Annotated in this window: 13 protein-coding genes and 4 pseudogenes; 9 read left to right on the forward strand and 8 right to left on the reverse strand. The window is 36.6% G+C overall.

From position 1 onward, the window contains the following. Window position 1: 1 nt before the first annotated feature. From dusB to Q5W13_RS08210, 4 genes are all read right to left on the reverse strand, one after another. Window positions 2-1,006, reverse strand: a complete 1,005-nt coding sequence (gene dusB / locus Q5W13_RS08195; RefSeq protein ID WP_304445964.1) for a tRNA dihydrouridine synthase DusB — start codon at window positions 1,004-1,006, stop codon at window positions 2-4. 188 nt (window positions 1,007-1,194) lie between these two features. Continuing rightward, window positions 1,195-2,199 (reverse strand): outer membrane beta-barrel family protein, encoded by a 1,005-nt coding sequence (locus Q5W13_RS08200; RefSeq protein ID WP_368662550.1) that lies wholly within the window; start codon window positions 2,197-2,199, stop codon window positions 1,195-1,197. Further along, complete coding sequence (locus Q5W13_RS08205) at window positions 2,196-2,858, reverse strand: outer membrane beta-barrel protein (RefSeq protein WP_304445965.1); 663 nt, start codon at window positions 2,856-2,858, stop codon at window positions 2,196-2,198. Before Q5W13_RS08205 ends, Q5W13_RS08200 begins: the two co-directional genes overlap by 4 nt. Next, on the reverse strand, window positions 2,788-3,597 hold the full coding sequence (locus tag Q5W13_RS08210; protein ID WP_304445966.1) for a carboxypeptidase-like regulatory domain-containing protein: 810 nt from the start codon (window positions 3,595-3,597) through the stop codon (window positions 2,788-2,790). The genes Q5W13_RS08205 and Q5W13_RS08210 overlap by 71 nt, the downstream gene beginning before the upstream one ends. 310 nt (window positions 3,598-3,907) lie before the next feature. On the opposite strand from Q5W13_RS08210, the gene lepA reads away from it, so the two are divergent. Beyond that, a complete protein-coding gene (lepA, locus tag Q5W13_RS08215; RefSeq protein WP_155595357.1) occupies window positions 3,908-5,704 on the forward strand; it encodes a translation elongation factor 4 in 1,797 nt (598 codons plus the stop codon). A 54-nt stretch (window positions 5,705-5,758) separates the two neighbouring features. On the opposite strand, the gene Q5W13_RS08220 is transcribed toward lepA, so the two are convergent. Then, window positions 5,759-6,103 (reverse strand): hypothetical protein, encoded by a 345-nt coding sequence (locus tag Q5W13_RS08220; protein ID WP_304445967.1) that lies wholly within the window; start codon window positions 6,101-6,103, stop codon window positions 5,759-5,761. 255 nt (window positions 6,104-6,358) lie between these two features. Between Q5W13_RS08220 and Q5W13_RS08225 the strand changes: the two genes are divergently transcribed. After that, complete coding sequence (locus tag Q5W13_RS08225; protein WP_304445968.1) at window positions 6,359-6,592, forward strand: GTP-binding protein LepA; 234 nt, start codon at window positions 6,359-6,361, stop codon at window positions 6,590-6,592. A gap of 66 nt (window positions 6,593-6,658) precedes the next feature. On the opposite strand, the pseudogene Q5W13_RS08230 reads toward Q5W13_RS08225, so the two are convergent. Continuing rightward, window positions 6,659-8,526: pseudogene (locus Q5W13_RS08230) on the reverse strand (cation:proton antiporter). Between the two features lie 112 nt (window positions 8,527-8,638). Here Q5W13_RS08230 and Q5W13_RS08235 point away from each other — a divergent pair. The 3 genes and pseudogenes from Q5W13_RS08235 (at window position 8,639) to Q5W13_RS08245 (ending at window position 14,087) form a co-directional block, all read left to right on the forward strand. Then, window positions 8,639-9,502 carry a universal stress protein gene (locus Q5W13_RS08235; protein WP_304445969.1) on the forward strand — a complete coding sequence of 288 codons (864 nt, stop codon included), beginning with the start codon at window positions 8,639-8,641 and terminating at the stop codon, window positions 9,500-9,502. Next, the gene (locus Q5W13_RS08240; RefSeq protein WP_304445970.1) at window positions 9,499-11,727 is read left to right on the forward strand and encodes a SulP family inorganic anion transporter; all 2,229 of its coding nucleotides are present in this window, start codon (window positions 9,499-9,501) and stop codon (window positions 11,725-11,727) included. Before Q5W13_RS08235 ends, Q5W13_RS08240 begins: the two co-directional genes overlap by 4 nt. 51 nt (window positions 11,728-11,778) lie before the next feature. Continuing rightward, a pseudogene (locus Q5W13_RS08245) lies at window positions 11,779-14,087 on the forward strand (type IA DNA topoisomerase). 81 nt (window positions 14,088-14,168) lie between these two features. Here the strand turns inward: Q5W13_RS08245 and Q5W13_RS08250 are convergent. Further along, window positions 14,169-15,119, reverse strand: coding sequence for a universal stress protein (locus Q5W13_RS08250; protein ID WP_304445971.1), 951 nt, complete (start codon window positions 15,117-15,119; stop codon window positions 14,169-14,171). After that, the gene (locus Q5W13_RS08255) at window positions 15,109-16,197 is read right to left on the reverse strand and encodes a cation:proton antiporter (protein WP_304445972.1); all 1,089 of its coding nucleotides are present in this window, start codon (window positions 16,195-16,197) and stop codon (window positions 15,109-15,111) included. Before Q5W13_RS08255 ends, Q5W13_RS08250 begins: the two co-directional genes overlap by 11 nt. Before the next feature lie 202 nt (window positions 16,198-16,399). On the opposite strand from Q5W13_RS08255, the gene Q5W13_RS08260 reads away from it, so the two are divergent. The 4 genes and pseudogenes from Q5W13_RS08260 to rnpA all read left to right on the forward strand — a co-directional run bounded on the left by Q5W13_RS08260 (window position 16,400) and on the right by rnpA (window position 21,633). Continuing rightward, window positions 16,400-17,260, forward strand: a complete 861-nt coding sequence (locus Q5W13_RS08260) for an MBL fold metallo-hydrolase (protein WP_155595349.1) — start codon at window positions 16,400-16,402, stop codon at window positions 17,258-17,260. 392 nt (window positions 17,261-17,652) lie between these two features. Continuing rightward, window positions 17,653-19,284: pseudogene (locus tag Q5W13_RS08265) on the forward strand (S8 family peptidase). Between the two features lie 39 nt (window positions 19,285-19,323). Continuing rightward, window positions 19,324-21,150 (forward strand): annotated as a pseudogene (locus tag Q5W13_RS08270) (M1 family metallopeptidase). Between the two features lie 87 nt (window positions 21,151-21,237). Continuing rightward, window positions 21,238-21,633: a ribonuclease P protein component gene (rnpA, locus tag Q5W13_RS08275; protein WP_304445973.1), complete on the forward strand. Its 396-nt coding sequence runs from the start codon at window positions 21,238-21,240 to the stop codon at window positions 21,631-21,633. Window positions 21,634-21,669: the final 36 nt, after the last annotated feature.

Genomic DNA, 21,669 nt, shown 5'->3' on the forward strand with positions numbered 1-21,669 from the left:
ACTAGTCGATAGAAGATGCGAAATCGTAATCGCCAAACTTCTCAAGAACCTCATCAAAAGCTGAAAATACGTCCACAGAATCATCACTAGTTACCATTTTCATTCGGTGCTCCTTAAAATTTGGTATCCCTTTGAAGTAGTTGGTATAATGCCTTCTGGTCTCAAAAACACCTAATTTTTCGCCTTTCCAATCAATAGACATTTGTAAATGACGTCTGGCGGCATCTACACGCTCTTGCATTGTTGGCGGTGCTTTATGTGTTCCTGTTTTAAAATAATGCTTTACCTCATTGAAAAACCATGGGTAACCGATACTGGCACGGCCGATCATAGCGCCGTCCAACCCGTATTCATCACGCATTTTTATGGCGGCTTCCGGTGTATTTACATCGCCATTACCAAAAACGGGTATATGCATGCGCTGGTTGTTCTTTACATCAGCAATAGGTTTCCAATTGGCATCGCCCTTATACATTTGCGCACGGGTTCTACCATGAATTGCAATAGCCTTGCAGCCTACGTCTTGTAAACGTTCTGCCACCTCAACTATTTTTATAGAATCATCGTCCCAACCCAATCGGGTCTTTACCGTAATGGGTAAATTGGTATGCTCTACCATAGCTTTGGTAAGTGATACCATTAAATCAATATCTTTCAATATTCCTGCACCAGCACCTTTACTAACTACTTTTTTAACTGGGCAACCAAAGTTAATATCGATGATATCCGGTCTTGATTTCTCAACAATTTCTACCGATCGCAACATAGATTCCAAGTTGGCACCAAAAATCTGAATGCCTACAGGCCGTTCCTTTTCATAGATATCCAACTTCATGACGCTTTTTGCAGCATCGCGAATTAATCCTTCCGAAGAAATAAATTCGGTATACACCACATCTGCGCCTTGCTCTTTACAGAGCGCGCGAAATGGTGGGTCGCTTACATCTTCCATTGGTGCAAGAAGCAACGGAAAATCAGGCAGTTGTATGTCTCCTATTTTTGGCATGGCCGCAAATTTACAACTAATCTACAAGCCGTTAAAATTAGGAACATAACTATCTTCTCTGAATTCTATTGATGTAACACCGCTTGCTACACCAATACTCTTTGGTATAAAAATGATTACACAACAGATTACGGCATGTTTGAAGGCTTTAAGTACCTGAATGATTTTACTAAACTTCAATTAGAGATTTAGATGCGGTTACGCTCATCAACCCTTTTAGACTTCTTATTATCGCGCATTTTAGAGTTACCAAACTTGTAGCGAAGGCTCGCAACAAACAATCGGTTCTCTCCTTTTGTTAGAGATGTACCGCTTTGGTCTTGATAATTTCTGGTATTGAACTGGTTTCCCTGATTGAAGATGTCTTCAATACCCATGGATACACTTAATTGTTTATTGCAAAGCGTCTTTCTCATCATGAAGTTCACTGCCCCAAATGCATCAAATATGGCATTCTCCGCTATTAATGCGGATGAGTAGAACAAATTAATATCTGCTGAGAGAGATTGATCGCTAAGAAATGAAAAGCTGTTACTGTTTCTTATAAACCAACTAAACTGTTGTTGGTCTACCTCTATGTTGGTAGTAGGGTTCTTAAAATTAGAAGTCTCGTTATAAAAACTAGCTAAGAAGTAGCAATTGTAAAATTTAGAAAAGCTTTTATTAATGGTGAAATCAATCCCGTAAGCTACATTTTCATCTAAATTAGAAGAAATAAACTGCAACAAATTATTATCGTTATTCTGGAAGATTAAGCTTGCGAGTCCATTTTTTGCCTTTTTATAAAACAGCTCTGCCGTATACATTTTGTTATATGTATACCCACCGGCAATGTAATATCTGGTAGCCGGCAGTAATTTTGGGTCTCCTTCAATAGTTGAGAAGGTACTTTGAAAAATTTGAAAAGGATTAACACTATTGTACCTTGGTCTACTGACCTTTCTAAAAGAATATACTTTAAAATCGTGCTTTTTATTAGGTGAATATTCAAGCGAAGCCGAGGGAAACAATCCAAAATTATGGTTTTCGTTTCGTTGCGCTCCACTATCCCAAGTCCCAGCCGTTTCTGCATATTCTGCGCGTATACCTGATTTTAATTTCCAATGGTCCCATTTGCCCGAATATGAGATATAAGCGGCATAGATAGATTCGTCATAATTAAAAGTACCTGAATCTGCAGGTGCAACTCCTATTGGTCTCTATCAAAACCCCGTTGAATAATGGTGTTTCGGGATGAAATTCCCGCATAACGCAGACCGGTTTCTATTCTTCCTGCCTCACCTAAAGGAGATTCATAATCCCCTTGAACACTATATAAGTTGATTTTTTGCTCCGTATCCGTAGTAAAATCGTTTTCACCAAAAACACTGTTATCAGTATTAAAGAATATGGAGTTAAGGTCCTGATCATTTTTATTGTCGTAAAAAGTATAGTGGCCATTAAATGACAATTGAGCTCCCTTGTCATTTAGGTCCTGTATATAATCTATGTAATATGAAGTATTCAGCTTCCGTTGTTCTGAATTATTAATCGTGTGAAAATCTGACCATAAATTTGGATTAGACACATCTGTGTCCGTATCATAAATACGAGACCTATTTGGCTGCCAAAGGTTAATACTCGTAAAACTCATCCGTTTTTTTTCATCAATGTCATAATCAAAAAATACAGAAAGGTTATGCTGTTGCTGATTACTCAAATATTCCTGTTCTGCTGTCCAAGTTGAAACAGACCCATCATCTTGAGAAAAATTAGTAATGTCCGTATAATACGTAACATCCCTATCCTGGCTGAAAACTATAGTTGAGTGACAACTGTGTTTTCTTGCCTTTAAAAAAGTGATCTGTACCAACAGTATGTTTGGGCAGAATACCCTGAGTGTATTTATTATAGATCGCGCCATTGTAACCCGCAACGATGTTCTTTTTCATTACAATATTAATCAAGGCACTATCTTCTGCTCCGTACTTTGCCGGAGGGTTATTTATAATCTCAATAGACAATACATTGGCGGCAGATGTTCCAGATAAAAGGTTGACTATATCCTCATAAGGTATATTTATCTTCCGTCCATTAATTAAAACGCCTATGGCAGAACTTCCCTGCACCGTTAACTTGTTATTTAAAATTAAAATACTAGGTGCAATTTTGAGAATATCCCACACGTCGCCATCAGCATAGGCAGTGTTTTCGACATTAAAAACCAATCGGTCTATTTTTCTTTCCAATCTAGGCTTTTGGGAAGTAACCACCACCTCATCAAGCCTTTGATCAGACTCGTTCAAGATTATTGGGTCTAGCTTTTTATCCGCTTCAAGTATAAAGGCTTTTAAAGCGCTTTCATTACCAATAAAACTTGCCTTGATTAAATACTTGCCTGCAGGTATTTTTATGATTTTAAAGGTTCCATCTTCTCCTGTAGAAGTTCCGGTAATCAATGTAGAATCCGCAGCGTTTAATAAGAGTACGTTCGCATAAGAAATCGCATTATCCTCTTGACTCTTTACAACGCCAGTAACAGTTAGTTCTTGGGAATAAAGTAGGCAGTTGAAGGACAATAGTAAAAATAAGGGGTAAATAAAATTCTTCACTAAATGATAGGTTCTGTTTCAAATGTAACACTTTTAAGGATAAAATCTTACAATAAATGTAATTTAAGATTCAATATTATATATAACTACCTTACAAATAAGTAAGGGAGATATCTTTTCTAACGTCATTAAAAAAGTAGATAATTATGATTCTGGGCAATACAGTTTAGGTTATTTTAAATTAGCTAACTCTACAAACAGGCCATAAAATACCATGCCTATATACGCTTTGATGATACAGGATTAAAATAACGTATCTTTACCCACTTATACGTAATAGAATTTGCTTGCTTAAATGAGCTTACCATCAATGAAAAACATAAGAAACTTTTGTATCATCGCCCATATTGACCACGGTAAAAGTACCTTGGCTGACCGTTTGTTAGAATTTACTGGCTCTGTAACTGACCGAGAGAAGAAAGAGCAGCTTTTAGACAGTATGGACCTAGAGCGAGAGCGTGGCATTACTATAAAGAGCCATGCCATTCAGATGGAATATATTTATAAGGGTGAAGAATATATTCTTAATTTAATAGACACCCCTGGTCATGTTGATTTCTCTTATGAGGTGTCTCGATCAATTGCTGCCTGTGAAGGTGCTCTTTTAGTTGTAGATGCTGCACAGAGTATTCAAGCGCAGACCATTTCTAATTTATACTTGGCTTTAGAAAATGATTTAGAAATCATTCCTGTTTTAAATAAGGTAGATTTACCTAGTGCCAACCCTGAAGAAGTTACTGATGATATTGTGGAACTTTTAGGCTGTAAGGCCGAAGAGGTTATCCCGGCGAGTGCAAAAACCGGAATTGGCATAGAAGAAATATTAGCTGCCGTTATTGAGCGTATTCCTGCGCCTACGGGTAATGTTGATGAATCTTTACAAGCACTTGTTTTTGATTCTGTATACAATCCGTTTCGTGGTGTTGAAACCTATTTTAGGGTAATTAACGGCGAAATTAAAAAAGGACAAAAAATAAAATTTGTAGCTACTGACAAAGATTACTACGCTGATGAAGTAGGAACCCTAAAGTTGACACAAGAAGTAAAGAAGAGTGTAAAAGCTGGTGATGTAGGTTATTTGATTACGGGTATTAAAGATGCTCGCGAGGTGAAAGTTGGTGATACTATTACTGATTCCGCTAATCCTACAAAAAATCCCATAGCAGGTTTTGAAGACGTAAAGCCAATGGTTTTTGCTGGTATTTACCCTGTAGACACAGATGAGTTTGAAGAATTACGTTCTTCAATGGAAAAATTACAATTGAACGATGCTTCTCTTGTATTTGCTCCTGAAAGTAGTGCCGCTCTTGGTTTTGGATTTAGATGTGGTTTCTTAGGAATGCTTCACATGGAAATTATTCAAGAGCGTTTAGAGCGGGAATTTAATATGACCGTAATTACTACCGTACCCAACGTAAGTTATCATGCATTTACGCGTAAAAACCCTGATAAACCACTTGTTGTAAATAATCCTACAGATTTGCCTGACCCGTCAAGCATTGATCATGTAGAGGAACCTTATATAAAAGCAACGATTATTACTAAAGCCGATTTTGTAGGTAACGTAATGTCTTTGTGTATTGAAAAAAGAGGGGTGATTACCAATCAGACGTATTTAACAACAGAACGTGTTGAGCTTACTTTTGACATGCCATTGGCGGAAATTGTTTTTGATTTCTATGACCGATTAAAAACCGTTTCAAAAGGATATGCTTCTTTTGATTACGCTCCAATAGGAATGCGTCCTTCTAAATTAGTACGTGTAGATATTTTATTAAATTCACAGCCCGTAGATGCACTTTCCGCTTTACTTCATGCAGACAATGCGGTGAACATTGGTAAGAAGATCTGCTCAAAGTTAAAGGAACTAATACCAAGACAGCAATTTGATATTCCGATCCAAGCTGCTATTGGCGCAAAAATAATATCTAGAGAAACTACCAAAGCCTTACGTAAAGATGTAACCGCAAAATGTTATGGTGGTGACATTTCTAGAAAACGTAAGTTGTTAGAGAAGCAGAAAAAAGGTAAAAAACGTATGCGCCAAGTTGGTAACGTAGAAGTGCCTCAAGAAGCTTTTATGGCAGTGTTAAAACTAAATGATTAAAAAAATCCCTTGCTCGAAAGAACAAGGGATTTTTTTGTATCATCTTTTATAATGCTACTCCTTTGTAGCTAAAATATTATCACCTTCCATAAGTGTGGTGTTACCTAATACTTTTCCTATAGTATACGTATCAGTTCCTTCATCATCGGCAAATTCAACAATATATGAGTCTTCTGATTTCATCCAAGTAAATGTAGTTTCTAAAACTAATTCATCATTCGTCATTTCTTTGTATTCCCCACTTAAGTCCGTTTTAAAGACCCACTGAGCTTCATTCGTTGTATTGCTTGAGTCAGATAACCAAGTACCCACAATGGCATCAAAATCGTCTTCATCTTTTGAACAACTGGTAAATGCTACTGTGGCCGCTAATGCAAAAAATAAAAACAGTTTTTTCATAATAAATTTTGTTAAAATAGTAATTAGGTTAAGTGATAATAAAACGTCTCACACTTTAGAATATTGCCATAACACGATTGACCAAAAAATTCTATGCAACACCCTTTACAAAATAGTGTTCAATGTAAATTATTCTAAATCAAATATTTCTGTTATTCCTACGCGGAAATATTCTTTTTCTTACAAATATTTCAATTTTTGGGCAATTTTTAATCCTAGTATCTGTTTTAATAGTGTAAAACTATTTCGCAAAAAATGACCACGTATATAGCCCATTTTAACGCAAAACACAGAACGATTCCTACGGAACAGAACTCCATATTTATTTGGCAACAAGAAAGTGGTGAGATAGATATAAATCTTCTAGAAGATAAAATCAAAAGGGAATCATCTATCCATTTTTATAGCCTTGCAGGAGATGAATACTTAGAAGTGAAGCAAGATGATATAGATATATTCGTTTACAAGACTATGCCGTTTTCAGGCTAGTCCTTGAGTTTTATTCAAGAAGAATTTTAAAAATATTAAAGTAGAAGTGCGCCCTATTATCTTTGGCTATTCTTCCTCTTTTTGGTCAATTTCAACTTCGTCCTCAGTCTCGTCAACATCAAATACCTTACCTAAGTAAACCAATCGGTATTTGTCTGTGATATCCTCAAAATCAGTGCTAAAACTAGAAATAATCTGTAAATCGCCTTTTGGTGTTTTTAAGAAGATAGGCACTATATTCTCATCAGCTTTAGTAATCTCTATCAATGCCTCGTAATGCTCTTTATCCTTTAACTCTATCTCATGCACTGCAGGAAACTTTCGTGCGGTTTCCGTTAATTTAATAAAGTCATCGGTATGTGAGAACAGCCCTTCTTTAGGATTGTTTTCCGGGTTATTCATTTCATCGGCATTTACCAACCTGAAAGAACCGTTCGCTCCAAAATCTTTACTAAAATTATTTACCGCGTACTTGTTAATCTCTGAGTTACCCGTTAATGCCATAAGATACCCCACATCATTGAGTTCTATATTATCAGTTAACGTATCGGAATAAATATTTGCCGTAAAAGCCTCAAGCCCTAATTTCTTGGCCTTGTTTATGTTCGTCTGGTTATTATCAATCAAAACTACATGACGGCTGTTCTTATTCAGATAGTCGGCAATAAGACGAGATGCTTTTGATGCCCCGATAATTAGTATGCCTTCTGATTTGGTCAAAAATACACCTACTGCTTTTGCAAACAGACGAGCCGTAGTAGCGTTCAAGAGAACCGTACCCAATACAATCATAAATACTAGAGGTGTAATAAATTCTGCCCCAGGCTCTCCTTTAGCGAGCAGCTTAGAACCAAATAGTGAAGCAATACCAGCAGCAACGATACCTCTTGGTCCGACCCACCCAATAAAAAGTTTTTCATTGAATTTCAGGTTTGAACCGGACGAACTTAAAAAGACGCCCAGTGGTCTAATTACAAAAACAATAATAGCAAATAGCGCTGCGGTTCTCCAGTTAAAAATCAATTCAAGGTCAGAAATATTAATATTTGCGGCCAATAAAATAAATAGGATAGAAATCAATAAAATGCTCAGTGATTCTTTGAAATATAGAAGTTCTTTAATATTAGGAAGTTCCGTATTACCCATAACCATACCCATAACCACGACTGCTAAAAGCCCTGATTCATGTGCAAAAGAATCTGACATTACAAAAACAAGAAGCACTGTAGAAAGCGATGCCACGTTCAATAAATAATGTGGAATAAAATTCTTTTTGATAGCAAAGGTCAGTGCATGTGCAAATGTGAAACCAAACGTGAAACCGAAGAGTAAAATCTTCCCGAATTCTATTAAAGCTGTTATGGTATAGGCTTTCCCCTCTCCTACACTTATGAATTCAAAAACCAATACGGCTGCTAAAGCTCCTATAGGATCTATTAATATTCCTTCCCATTTCAATACGGCCGAAACATCTTTTTTTAAAGGTATATTTCTCAAAATAGGTGTTATTACGGTAGGCCCTGTAACAATAATTAAAGCCGAAAACAAGAAAGAAACCTGCCAGCTCAACCCAAAAATATAGTGCGCGGCAATACCGGCACATACAAATGTGACCAGTGACCCTAACGTAATTAACTTTGTAATTACTGGGCCTACATTTCTAATTTCCGAACGTTTTAGAGTTAACCCACCTTCAAAAAGAATAATACTTATTGCAAGTGAAACAAAATAGTAGAGCGAATCACCAGGAAGAGTCCTATTTCTCCATTCCAGATAGGCTCTATAAGTTTTTGCCCATCAACAGTGTACAAAGAGGCAATTGGCCCTACTAGCAGCCCAATTAGGATTAAAGGAAGAATTGCAGGCAACTTTAAACGCCATGCAAACCACTGCGCTAATATTCCTAAAATGATGATTCCTGCAAGTTCTACCATAGCTTTTTCATTAAGCTTGAAAAATAACTATTTTATCTCAAAAAATAGAATTCAATAAGTCAAGATATTCCTTTTTTATTATTATGCTATATTGGGCTCCCATTATACAATCATGGCTTCAGAACTACAACCGTTTAAAACTATTTTATTTGGCTTTGCTTTCTCTCCTTCTTTGAAGGTAAATGTGATTGAAACTGCGCGTATCGCAATTTTTTTTGGCGCGAAGCTGATATTATTACATGTAGGAGAAAAGTCATTGGAGAAATCGAATCAAATTAATGAGATTCTTAAGCAAACGGCGCATCAAAATTTAGAAGTAGAAATTCAATGGGAAAGTGGTGATCCATATAGTGTGATTTCAAGTACATGTACAACATCAAAAATTGATTTATTGATTCTTGGTGCCATGCAAAATGAAAACATGTTTCAGTTTTATGTGGGTTCCATAGCCAGAAAACTAACCCGTAAAGTATGTTGTTCTGTTTTGCTTCTTATAAAACCATCCGCAGAGCGAGTACCTTGTAAGCATATTGTTGTAAATGGCCTTGATGCTCCTGAAACCCATTTTGCCATAACCAATGCTTTTTATGCTGCCAATGCCTTTGGCGCACAGCAATTGACCATCGTAGAAGAGATATTACAAAAAGAAATACACGTAACTGTAGAAGATGATCGATCGCTTAAAAAAGCGAACCTTATGAAGGAACGCTTAAAACATCGCGAAGAATCTAGAGTACGTAAAATCATTAATGGCCTACCTCCATATCTAACAGATAATATTACCGTAAAAACACAAAGTATCTTTGGTAAAAGAGGGTATTCTATTGGGCATTATGCAGAAGTAGTTAGGGCCGATCTTTTAATTATGAACGCCCCTTCTAAAACCGGTTTTTTAGACCGTTTGTTTCCGCATGATATTGAATATATACTTTCAGATTTACCAACCGACCTTTTAATCATAAGAAAAACTAATTGATTCCAAAAACCAGTCCAACCAAAACTTTTATAAAAGCGCTTCCTAAAAATTTATTTTCTGGTTTTGTCGTGTCTCTTATTGCCCTGCCATTAGGTTTGGGTTTAGCTTTAGCTAGTGAAGCTCCACCTATATCAGGTATTATTGCAGCAGTAGTTGGTGGTTTGGTAGTCTCTATTTTAGGTGGTTCTAACGTCACTATTACCGGTCCGGGTAATGGATTGGTTATTGTACTCTTGGGTGCTATTACAACTCTTGGTGGTGGTGATATGTATCAAGGTTATTTATTTACCCTTGCAGCCATTGTTTTTTCAGGTATTTTAATGTTACTCTTAGGGTTCCTGAAACTAGGACGGTTAGCCGATTTTTTTCCTGCTTCGGCAATTGAGGGAATGCTTGCCGCAATAGGACTCGGGATTTTATCAAAGCAGTTTCATATAATGGTTGGAAACAATGAAGCTTCTGGAAGTATTATTGCTCTTTTAGCAAAAATACCTTTGGCCATTGTTGCGCTATTTCAAAATCCTGATAGTAGTATGCTTATTGCTGCGGCCATTGGTATCATTAGTTTACTAATTATGGTATTCTATGCTAAAATACGAAACCCTTACTTTCATTTAGTGCCAGCCCCAATGTGGATTTTAATTCTATCCATAGGCTTTAGTTACTTCTTTGTTTGGACAGATGCTCCATACCCAATGAGTCCTGAATATTTGGTGAACATACCAGATGATGCCATTAGAAACATGGCTTTTCCTGATTTCTCTAAAGTTTTAGAAACAGATTTTATCGTTGTTGTTTTTGCGATAACATTAATTGCTAGTATTGAATCCTTACTGAGTATTAAAGCAGTTGATAAGCTGGATCCTCTTAGTAGGCGTTCCAATGTAAACAAAGACCTTAAGGCTCTTGGCCTTGCAACAACACTAAGCGGTTTAGTAGGTGGGTTGAATGTAGTAACCGTTATTGCAAGAAGTTCCGTAAACGTAAATAACGGGGCTACAAATCGCTCTGCCAATTTATTTCACGCGCTCTTTTTGGTAATCTTTATTTTGCTATTTCAAGATCAATTACGGAGGATTCCCTTAGCGGCATTAGCAGCAATTTTAGTGTTTACAGGTTATAAGTTAGCAACACCTAAAACCCTTCAAAAAATTGCTAAGATTGGTAAAGAGCAAATTCTCATATTCTTGGCCACATTACTAACTACATTATTTACCAATTTAATTACGGGTATAACCGTTGGAATTTTGGTGACTTTTATTGTTCATGTACTAATAAACAAAAGTTTATCCTTGTTTCTTAGCCATATTTCAAAACCAAACGTGCTTCTGTTTAAAGAAAACGATGGCGGAAATTTTTATGTGAGTATTAAGTACTTCTGTAACTTCCTGAATTTCTATAAGTTGAAGAACAAACTAGACGTTATTCCAGAAACCGAGAACGTAATTTTAGATTTCTCTCTCTGTACTTTTGTAGATCATACGGCTATGGAAGGTTTGGAAAACTACGCCGAGACTTTTGCTAAAAAAGGAGGTAGCGTAGAAATAATTGGTCTTGACAAACATGGTGCAGATTCAACACATCCTTTCGCGATTCGAAAAGTGCTTCCAATAAATAAACTAAAACAAATTGGTCGGTATTTTACCAAACGACAAGGCTTATTAGAAAGCACCGCAAAAGAGCTTAAGTGGACCTATAACGCTAAGAAAAACAAAAAAACTAAGTTCTTAAATAGCTTTGTTTTCTTTAGAAGACGTCAAATTCCATATATCTACAACACCCTTTCTGACAAACAAGGAAAATACAACTTGTTTGATGTAGAGTTTACAGAAGGTGCTTTTATTGCCTATGAGGTAGTAAAAACCACTGTAATGCATATGCAATTAGAAGAGGAGATTCCTGTTTTCACCTTAGATAAAGAAGGCCTTTTGGACTTTAAATATAGCTTGGCAGGTTTTAAAGACATTGACCTTGATAATCATCCAGATTTTAATAAAAGATTCTACCTAAGCGGAGAAAATCCTGAAAATATTAAAGCATTATTCACCGATGAGTTAATTTTGTTTCTAGAAAGTAACCCTTACTATCATATAGAATCTAATGGCTCATCCCTTTTAATTCTTAAGAAAGAAAGGCTACTTAGTGTTACTGAAATTAAAGCAATGCTCTATTTCAGTAAGCAACTTTGTGAGTTGGTCAGCAGTACAGTTGTCGTCAGCTCATAATCACAATACGGTTTATAACTAACTTCGCATTATTAAATTTCTGCATATTAAATGAAAGTCTGCATAGCCGAAAAACCATCTGTAGCAAGAGAAATTGCTTCCGTTCTTGGGTGTAACACCAAACGTGATGGGTATTATGAAGGCAATGGCTATGCCGTAACTTATACTTTTGGACACCTTTGTACACTTAAGGAACCAAACGATTACAAGCCACATTGGAAAAGCTGGGATTTAAACAATTTACCCATGCTTCCAGAACGCTTTGAAACTAAAGTCTCTAAAGATTCTGGTATTACTAAACAGTTTAAAATTATAAAACAGTTGTTTGATAAAGCAGATGTTGTTATAAACTGTGGTGATGCCGGGCAAGAAGGAGAGCTAATACAACGTTGGGTTTTAAATCAAGCAAATTATAAGGGTAAGGTTGAAAGACTTTGGATTTCTTCGCTTACTACCGAAGCCATAAAAGAGGGTTTTAATAACCTAAAGCCATCTGAAGATTACGACAATTTGTATTACGCAGGTTTTTCGCGTGCCATTGGAGATTGGCTTTTGGGTATGAATGCCACCCGTCTATACACATTAAAACATGGTGGTTACAAACAAGTATTATCTGTTGGTCGTGTGCAAACGCCAACATTGGCTATGTTAGTTAACCGGTTTAAGGAAATAGAAAATTTTAAACCACAACCGTACTGGGAATTGCAAACCCTTTATCGTGATACTCTATTTAGCTATGAAGAAGGGCGTTTTCTTAAAGTTGAAGACGGAGAGAAATTAGCAACAATTGTAAAAGAACACGATTTTGAAATTGTATCTATTACAAAGAAGGCAGGAAACGAATACGCACCAAAACTGTTTGATTTAACCGGTTTACAGGTCTATTGTAACACGAAGTTTGGATTTTCTGCAGATGAAACCTTAAAGATTGTCCAAAAACTATACGAGCAAAAAGTTGTTACTTATCCTAGAGTAGATACCACGTTTTTACCAAACGATGTATACCCAAAAATACCGGGAATACTTCAAAAACTAACCAATTACGCAGCTTTAACAGCGCCTTTGCACAGTAAAAAATTAAAGAAGACTAAAAAGATCTTTGATGATAGCAAAGTAACGGATCACCATGCAATAATACCTACCGGCCAGCAAATGAATTTGCAATACAACCAGCAACAGGTTTACAATATTATTGTGCGCCGTTTTATTGCCGTGTTTTATCCAGATTGTAAAGTCTCAAACACTACAGTAATTGGTAAGGCCGAAAAAGTAAAGTTTAAAACCACAGGAAAAGAGATTTTAGAAAAAGGTTGGCGTGTTGTTTTTGAAACTCCAGATTCTCCTTCTAAAGAACCTGGAATACTACCAACTTTCGTTAAGGGTGAAAAGGGACCGCACGAACCTTCGTTTTTAGAAAAACAGACCAAGCCACCAAATCAGTTTACCGAGGCCTCCCTCCTACGTGCTATGGAAACTGCAGGGAAACAGGTTGATGATGACGAGCTTCGCGAGATTATGAAAGAAAACGGTATTGGCCGTCCTTCTACTCGTGCCAATATTATTGAAACCTTATTTCGAAGAAAATATATAAAACGAAATAAGAAACAAGTAATCCCAACAGTTATTGGTATTCAACTAATAGACACCATTCAAAATGAATTATTAAAATCTGCTGAGCTCACTGGTAAATGGGAAAAGCAGTTAAAAGACATTGAAAAAGGAACGTTTAGTGCTGGAAGTTTCATTAAACAGATGAAACAAATGGTAGATCGTTGGTGTACGAAGTACGAAGTGAAACCAAAAAAGCAAATATTTCATCCGTAAATAATAAACCTGCTGGTGCAAAGAAAAAAGTAACCAAGAAAACCTCGGGAATAACATCAGAAAAATGTCCGAAATGTAAGAATGGGTTACTCCTTAAAGGGAAAACAGCCTATGGTTGTTCCGAATTTAAAAAGACCTGTGACTTTGTTATTCCATTTAAATTTGAGGGTAAAACCATTTCAGAAAAACAGTACGTAAGATTATTACAAAAAGGGTCTACCGTAAATTTAAAGGGCTTTAAAGTGAATGATGCCGCTATTGAAGGACTTGTTAGATTTGATGATGATTTTAAACTAAAGTTAGAGCCTAAAAAACAGTTACCTCCTAAAAATGTTAAGGTTTCGGCAACCAATTCAGAAGAAAATATTTGCCCAAAATGTAACAAAGGCACTATTTTAAAAGGGAAAACGGCTTATGGTTGCAGTGAATATAAAGCTGGTTGCTATTTTAGATTCAGTTATGATGAGATTCGTAAAAAAGCTAACGGGCACCAACTAACAAAGGATTTGGTTTATAAAATACTTCGAGAAAATTAAATGTGCTGGTATTACTGATGTATTCTTAACTCTTCTGTATTTTGACTCCCGACACACCCTGAAGAATACCTCTCTTTAAGCTTATGGGTAAATAATTATTCTACTATAAGAGTTGAAGTATCCTTCTAATTTTTTTGGAATATTATCTAATGCCCCTATATGAGAAACGCTTCCTTTACGGGCAGAAACTAGAATAAAAAGGTCATTAACCTGAATTTCTTTAGAGATTATTAAAAAGTCATCCCAATTGGTCAGGTTATTAAACGTAAGGGATAACTTAATCTTTCTGCTTGTTAAATACTCTTTTATATACTTTTCGGTATCATCGTTACAATACATCATTACGGGTACACTTATTTCAGAAGCTAGTAATACAATTTTGTCTACCCATTGCTTGAATCCTTTTTCCCTTTCCGATAATTTTGGAACTGCTAAAAGTATACGTCTATGGTTGGTTAAGGGCATGTGAAAATGACAGATAAATAATATTTTATCGGTTTGGTTCAATACACTATCCATCTTTTCGCCAACCAATTTTTCTATGAATCCTGTGTTTTCTGGCCAACCCATTATAATAGTATCTACCATAGTTTCACGCGCTGTACGCACAATTCCCGCAGCGGGGTTGAGGTCTATGGTTGCCGCTAAATTGGCTACAGTTTCTGCAGCTGTTGCTTCTTTTACCAAAAGCTCTAAACGCTCCTTGGATTTCATAATATTTTTTTCTGCTTGAATGTTGTTTGGTACTACCGTTAGAATAGTAATGGGGTGTGTAGATTTTTTATCCTTTATTAAAATCGCGAACTCTAAGGACTTGTCCATATTAGCGGGATTCGCAATTGGCATTAATATATGCTCATTTTTAAAGAAACTTGTTGTTGCTTGCTCGTCAAATTCTTCGGCCTCTGAATCAACAACAATCCGTTTTGCCGCTTTCTCTGTAACAAACGAAGCTATGATGCAGGTAAAAAGTATAAGAATTACGGTTCCGTTTAAGATATTGCTATCTAATATTTTCGCTTTATAACCCACCAAGGATTACCGCTAACGTTGCCGCGGCATGGGCACTACTAAGTCCAAAAATCAAATTACGTTGATTAATGGAATATTTATATACCAGTTGCGTCACAAAAGCAGCTAACCATTTCCCAAAAATTGACACCACTGTTAGTGTAGCAGCTATAACAAGTGCCATGGGACCGCTAAGAATAACCTTTACATCTACCAACATACCCACACTAATTAGAAAAAATGGAATGAAGAGTGAGTTACCAATAAACTCTATGCGGTTCATAAGAGCGGATGAGTGCGGTATAAGCCTATTTAATGCTAAACCTGATACAAACGCACCTATTATGGGTTCAAATCCTGCAACTTCCGCTAGAAAAGCAGCAAAGAAAATAATAGCTAACACAAAAATGTAATGCGAGTGTTTTTCGGTCTGCATTTTCTTAAAGAACCAAGCAGCTATTTTGGGAACTATCTTGAACATTATCAATGAAAAGACAATGAGGGAAACAATCATCTTAACCCAGAATGCTAAACCTAAATTACCTTCATGAGACCCCATAATGACTGCCAAAATGAGCAGAACGGCAGTGTCTGTCAATATAGTTCCCCCTACCGTTATGGCCACAGCCTGATTTTTAGAAACCCCAATCCTACTCACTATAGGATAAGTCACCAAGGTATGTGTAGAAAACATACTTGCTGTCAAAAAACTAGCATCCACACCATATCCTAAAATATAGTGGCAAACCGGAAAACCTACAATCAAAGGAATACTAAAGGTTAGAAGACCAAAAAGTAAACTTTTGTTTCTGTACGCCCTAAACTCATTAATGTCCAATTCCAATCCGGCAATGAACATAATATATAAGAGACCAATGGTAGAAAAGACTTGTACAAAAAGGCCTTCTTCCAACAGCTGTAAGCCATGGGGGCCAATAATGATTCCCGATAGAATGAGACCAATAATTCCGGGTACACGAATCTTGCTCAGCAATATGGGCGCCAGAAGTATGATGAAAAGAATTAAGGAAAATATTAAAACAGGATTGTCCAGTGGCAACCTGAAGTGCTCACTCAAATGATTTAAAAATTCTTCCATAGGTTTCCAAATTAAAAATCACATAAACTAAAAGTCAGTTTTTTCGTAAAAACTCAACTTATTCTCGCTACAAAATCCAATCAAGAGCAACGGCTAAAAAACAACAAAAATTGATCTGTACTTGTTAAAAAAAACCCAATAAATAGCTATCGTTCAAATATCTATAGCGCTTTTAATACTTTGTTATTCTTAATTGCAATAGATGAAACTATACCCCATAGAAACAGGAAATTTTAAACTAGATGGTGGTGCTATGTTTGGCGTAGTACCAAAGGCTATTTGGCAACGTACGAACCCCGCAGATGCCAACAATCAAATAGATATCGCCGCGCGCAGCCTGCTCATTGAAGATGGTAATAGGCTTATTTTGATTGATACAGGAATGGGTAACAAACAGCCCGATAAGTTTTTTGGCTATTACAACCTTTGGGGAAACCATTCTATTGATAGCTCTCTTAAGAAATTGGGATTTCATCGGGACGATATTACCGATGTCTTCTTAACACACCTGCATTTTGACCATTGCGGAGGATGTATTCAATGGAACAAAGACAGAACGGGTTATGAACCCGCGTTCAAAAATGCTACGTTCTGGACGAACGAAGACCACTGGAAGTGGGCTACGGAACCCAATGCACGTGAAAAAGCTTCCTTTTTGAAGGAAAACCTTCTACCGATGCAAGAAAGCGGACAGCTGAAATTCATTGAAAGAACATCTGACAAGTTCCAGAGTGAGTCAGAATTAGGTTTTGGATTTCACTTTGTAGATGGCCATACAGACAAGCAGATGTTGCCTCAGATTTCATATAAAGGAAAACAATTGGTATTTATGGCCGATCTTTTACCCACCGTAGGACATATTCCTTTGCCTTATGTAATGGGTTATGATACCAGACCTCTTTTAACCCTCGCAGAAAAAGAACTGTTTCTAAACAAAGCTGTTCAGGAAGAATATATACTGTTTTTTGAGCATGATGCACACAATCAGCTATGTACTCTTAAACAAACCGAAAAGGGAGTGAGATTAAATGAAATCTACACCTTTGATCAAGTTTTTAATTGAAGTAATTTAGGAGAGCAATTTAAAAAAACGGATAAAGGGAGAAATTATATCGTATACGAAATCACATTTTTATCCGTATTTTGTGTTATTAGGGATAATTATATTTTTTCCTAGAGGCCAGGCTTGGAAAATTCATCATACTAAAAACAAATAGTTTCAACAGTATAAAAATAGTTGTGGTTTTGTTCCAATTCTTAGAAATAACAAACCATTTTCCGATAAAAAAATCATAAAAACATTATGATTTGGTTAAAAAATTGTGCCAAATCTTACCTTTGCAGCCATTTATGTTAAACTACTAAGTTGGTTCACGGGCAAATAAAGCCCCTTTTTAATAAGTTACCTTCTCTAGTTTTATGGCTAAAAACAAACACTAAACTCAATTCAATTATATGACTTCATTTTTTTCAAAACCTTTATTAGGTTTATCTGCCGCTCTTGTTCTTATGGGTTGTGGCTCTACAGCGTTAGTATCTACTCCAATTGAAAATATTGATACTACTCCTTTAAAAATATCCGATTTAACCGATGCCCAGAAAAAGAATTGGGGTCATTTAGACCTTGTTTCCGATACTATTATGGTATGAGCGTTGATAAGGCTTATTCTGAAATTATTAAGAACAGAAAGGGTGAAACGGTTATTGTTGCCGTTCTTGATTCTGGTATGGATTTAAAGCATGAAGATTTAGCCGATGTAATCTGGACCAATAAAGGGGAAAAAGCAGGTGATGGCATAGACAATGATAAGAATGGTTATGTAGATGATATTCACGGATACAACTTTTTAGGCGAATCATATAACGAGCAACTAGAAGCTACCCGTATTGTAAGATTAAAGTTAGGCGATGCTAAATTACAAGCAAGAGCCAAAACAAAGGTTGATGCGGAATACCAGACAGCGAGTCAACAAAAACAACAGTATGAGCAAATTTTTCAAACTGTTAAGAATGCCGATGATGCGGTTAAAAAGGAATTAGGAAAAGACCTTTACACTGCAAAAGACTTAGCAGGAATCGAAACACCAGATGCGGCTATGCAGCAAAATATTGCCATATTAACTCAAATGTTGAGTTACGAAGACTCTATTCCTGAGGTTCTAGAACAAGTTGAAGCGGGTATCAAACATTTCTCTGATCAATTGAACTACAACTACAATGTAGATTTTAACGGTCGTAAAGAAGTAGGTGATGATCCTTATGACATTAATGACCTTGGTTACGGTAACGGAAACCCACAGAATCGTCAAGAAGATGAAAGCCATGGTACACATGTTGCTGGTATTATAGGTGCAAAACGTAATAATGGTATTGGCGCAAATGGGGTTGCCAATAATGTTGCAATTATGAGTATACGTGCCGTTCCAAACGGTGATGAATATGATAAAGACATTGCTTTAGGTATTCGCTATGCGGTAGATAACGGAGCCAAAGTTATTAACGGTAGTTTTGGAAAATCTTTTTCTCCTGAAGCTCAATGGGTTTATGATGCCATTAAATATGCGGCGGATAAAGATGTTCTTTTTGTACATGCAGCAGGTAATGAAGGTGCAGATTTAGATAATCCTGCTAACCCTAACTTTCCAAATGATCAAGTAGACAACGGTCCTGAAATTGCAGACAATGTTCTTACAGTAGGTGCATTATCTTCTAAATACGGTTCTCAAATGGTTGCTTCTTTCTCTAATTACGGAGATATAAATGTTGATGTTTTTGCCTACAGGCGATGAAATATATTCATCAATGCCAGGTAACGAATATGAATTTCAAGGAGGTACTTCTATGGCTGCTCCTGCAGTTGCCGGTGTTGCTGCTTTAATTCGTTCTTACTATCCAAAATTGACCGCTTCTCAAGTAAAGCATATCATTATGGAGTCTGGTCTTGCACCAACAACAAAAGTAATCTTGAGTGGTGATGCTGCTAAAACGGCTACCTTGGATGAAGTTTCAACCTCAGGAAAAATTGTAAATGCTTATAATGCCCTTATCATGGCAGACAACGTATCTACTGGTAAAATAAAACTATAATATACCATGAAGTATTTTTTTAAAGGAATTGCCGCCGTAATGTTCTTATTGGGCCAGACGGTTATTGCGCAAAACAATTCATACTGGCAACAACATGTAGATTACCACATGGAGGTTGATATGAACGTAGATGACTTTCTGTACACGGGTACTCAAAAACTAGTTTATACAAACAATTCTCCTGACGAGCTTACTCGTGTGTATTATCACTTATTTTTCAATGCCTTTCAATAAGGTAGTGAAATGGATATGCGTTTACAGAGCATTCCTGATCCAGACGGTAGAATGACCGATGAAGAAAAGAATAGCCGTATTGCTGCTTTGAAAGAAAACGAAATCGGTTATTTACACGCTACATCACTTACCCAAGATGGTGCTAAAGTAGATTTTGTTGAAGAGGAAACCATTTTGGTGGTGGAGTTGGCAAAACCGATTCCTCCAGGTGGGAAAACCACATTTGAAATGGAATTTAAAGGTCAGGTTCCTGTTCAAGTGCGTCGTTCTGGTAGAAACAGCGCCGAAGGCGTTGCTCTATCTATGAGCCAATGGTATCCAAAATTAGCCGAATACGATTTTGAAGGCTGGCATGCTGATCCATACATTGCACGTGAATTTCAAGGTGTGTGGGGTGATTTTGATGTTAAGCTTACTATAGACAAGGATTATGTAGTTGGAGGATCTGGTTACCTTCAAAACCCTCATGAAATTGGTCATGGGTACGAAGCTCCAGGTACTAAAGTGAAAAAACAAAAAGGAAAAACCCTTACTTGGCACTTTAAAGCACCAATGGTTCATGATTTTATGTGGGCTGCCGACCCTGAATATATCCACGATACTTTGCAAGTTGAGAATGGACCTATGCTCCACTTCTTATACAAGGACAATAAGGATATCTTGGATAACTGGAAGAAACTTCAGCCAAAAACTGCTGAATTTATGAAGTTCTTCAGTAAAAATATTGGTGAGTATCCTTACGAGCAATATTCTGTTATTCAAGGTGGTGATGGTGGTATGGAATATGCCATGGCTACCTTAATTACAGGAGAACGCAAGTTTGGAAGCTTGGCCGGTGTAACTGCACATGAATTGGCGCATTCTTGGTTTCAACATATTTTAGCTACCAACGAATCCAAGCATGAATGGATGGATGAAGGATTTACAACCTTTATCTCTACGTTAGCTATGAACGAAGTAATGGGAGAGAACAAGGAAAATCCTTTTGAAGGTACCTACAAAGGCTATTACAATTTGGTTAATTCTGGTAAGGAGCAACCTCAAACGACCCATGCAGATCGTTATGATCTTAATTTTGTCTATGGTATTGCTGCCTATAGCAAAGGTTCTATATTCTTGTCTCAACTTGGTTATATCATCGGTCAGGACAAGCTAATGGAGACCATTCGTAAGTATTATGAAGATTTCAAGTTTAAGCATCCTGTTCCCAACGATATCAAACGTACTGCCGAAAAGGTTTCGGGAATGGAATTAGATTGGTATTTAACAGATTGGACTCAAACTACAAACACTATAGATTACGGTATTACCGAGGTTAAGGATAATGCTGGTAAAACTGAGGTTTCTATGGTCCGTACAGGAAATATGCCAATGCCTCTAGATATTTTAGTGATCTATGCAGATGATACAAAAGAGACATTTTACGCCCCATTACGAATGATGCGAGGCGAAAAAGAAAATCCTTATCCACAAATAAACCGAACGGTATTAGAAGATTGGCCTTGGGCACAATCTAACTACAGTTTTACAATTAGTAAGCCAATTGCTAGTATTAAAGCAGTAGTTTTAGACCCGTCTCAACTTATGGCCGATATTAACCAAGAGGATAATGTTTGGCAGAATACAAAGTAATTGACAATGAAAAGTCGTTATATTTTATTCAATGATTAGATTTGCAATTGCCCCCGTAGAACGGGGGCAATTTTTTAAAATACCTTTATGGCCGACTTCACTTTCCCGAAAAAAGAAAAGCTGAAAAGCAAAAAGCTTATTGAGAAGTTGTTTGCTGAGGGGAAGCCTGTTTCTGCATTTCCTATAAAACTTATTTACCTCCCTACTGACTTTATAGAAGACACCCGCATCAAAACCGGTGTGGCGGTTCCTAAAAAGAATTTTAAAAGCGCCGTAAAAAGAAATCGCATCAAGCGTCTTATGCGAGAAAGTTATAGACTTAACAAACACCTAGTTTTTAACAATAGTGAAGGCTCTTTTGCGTTTCTATTTTTATACCTTGGTAGAGAGATGCCGTCTCAAAGCAATGTTGAAAAAGCCATGAAAGACGTAATGAAACGTTTTTTGAGCAAAAACACTCCAGATTCTGGCGGCGAGAGTTAAAAATATAAGAATGGTCAACGACCAAAGAACCATCAA

It is taken from the genome of Zobellia laminariae (assembly GCF_030553095.1).
GTDB lineage: Bacteria > Bacteroidota > Bacteroidia > Flavobacteriales > Flavobacteriaceae > Zobellia > Zobellia laminariae.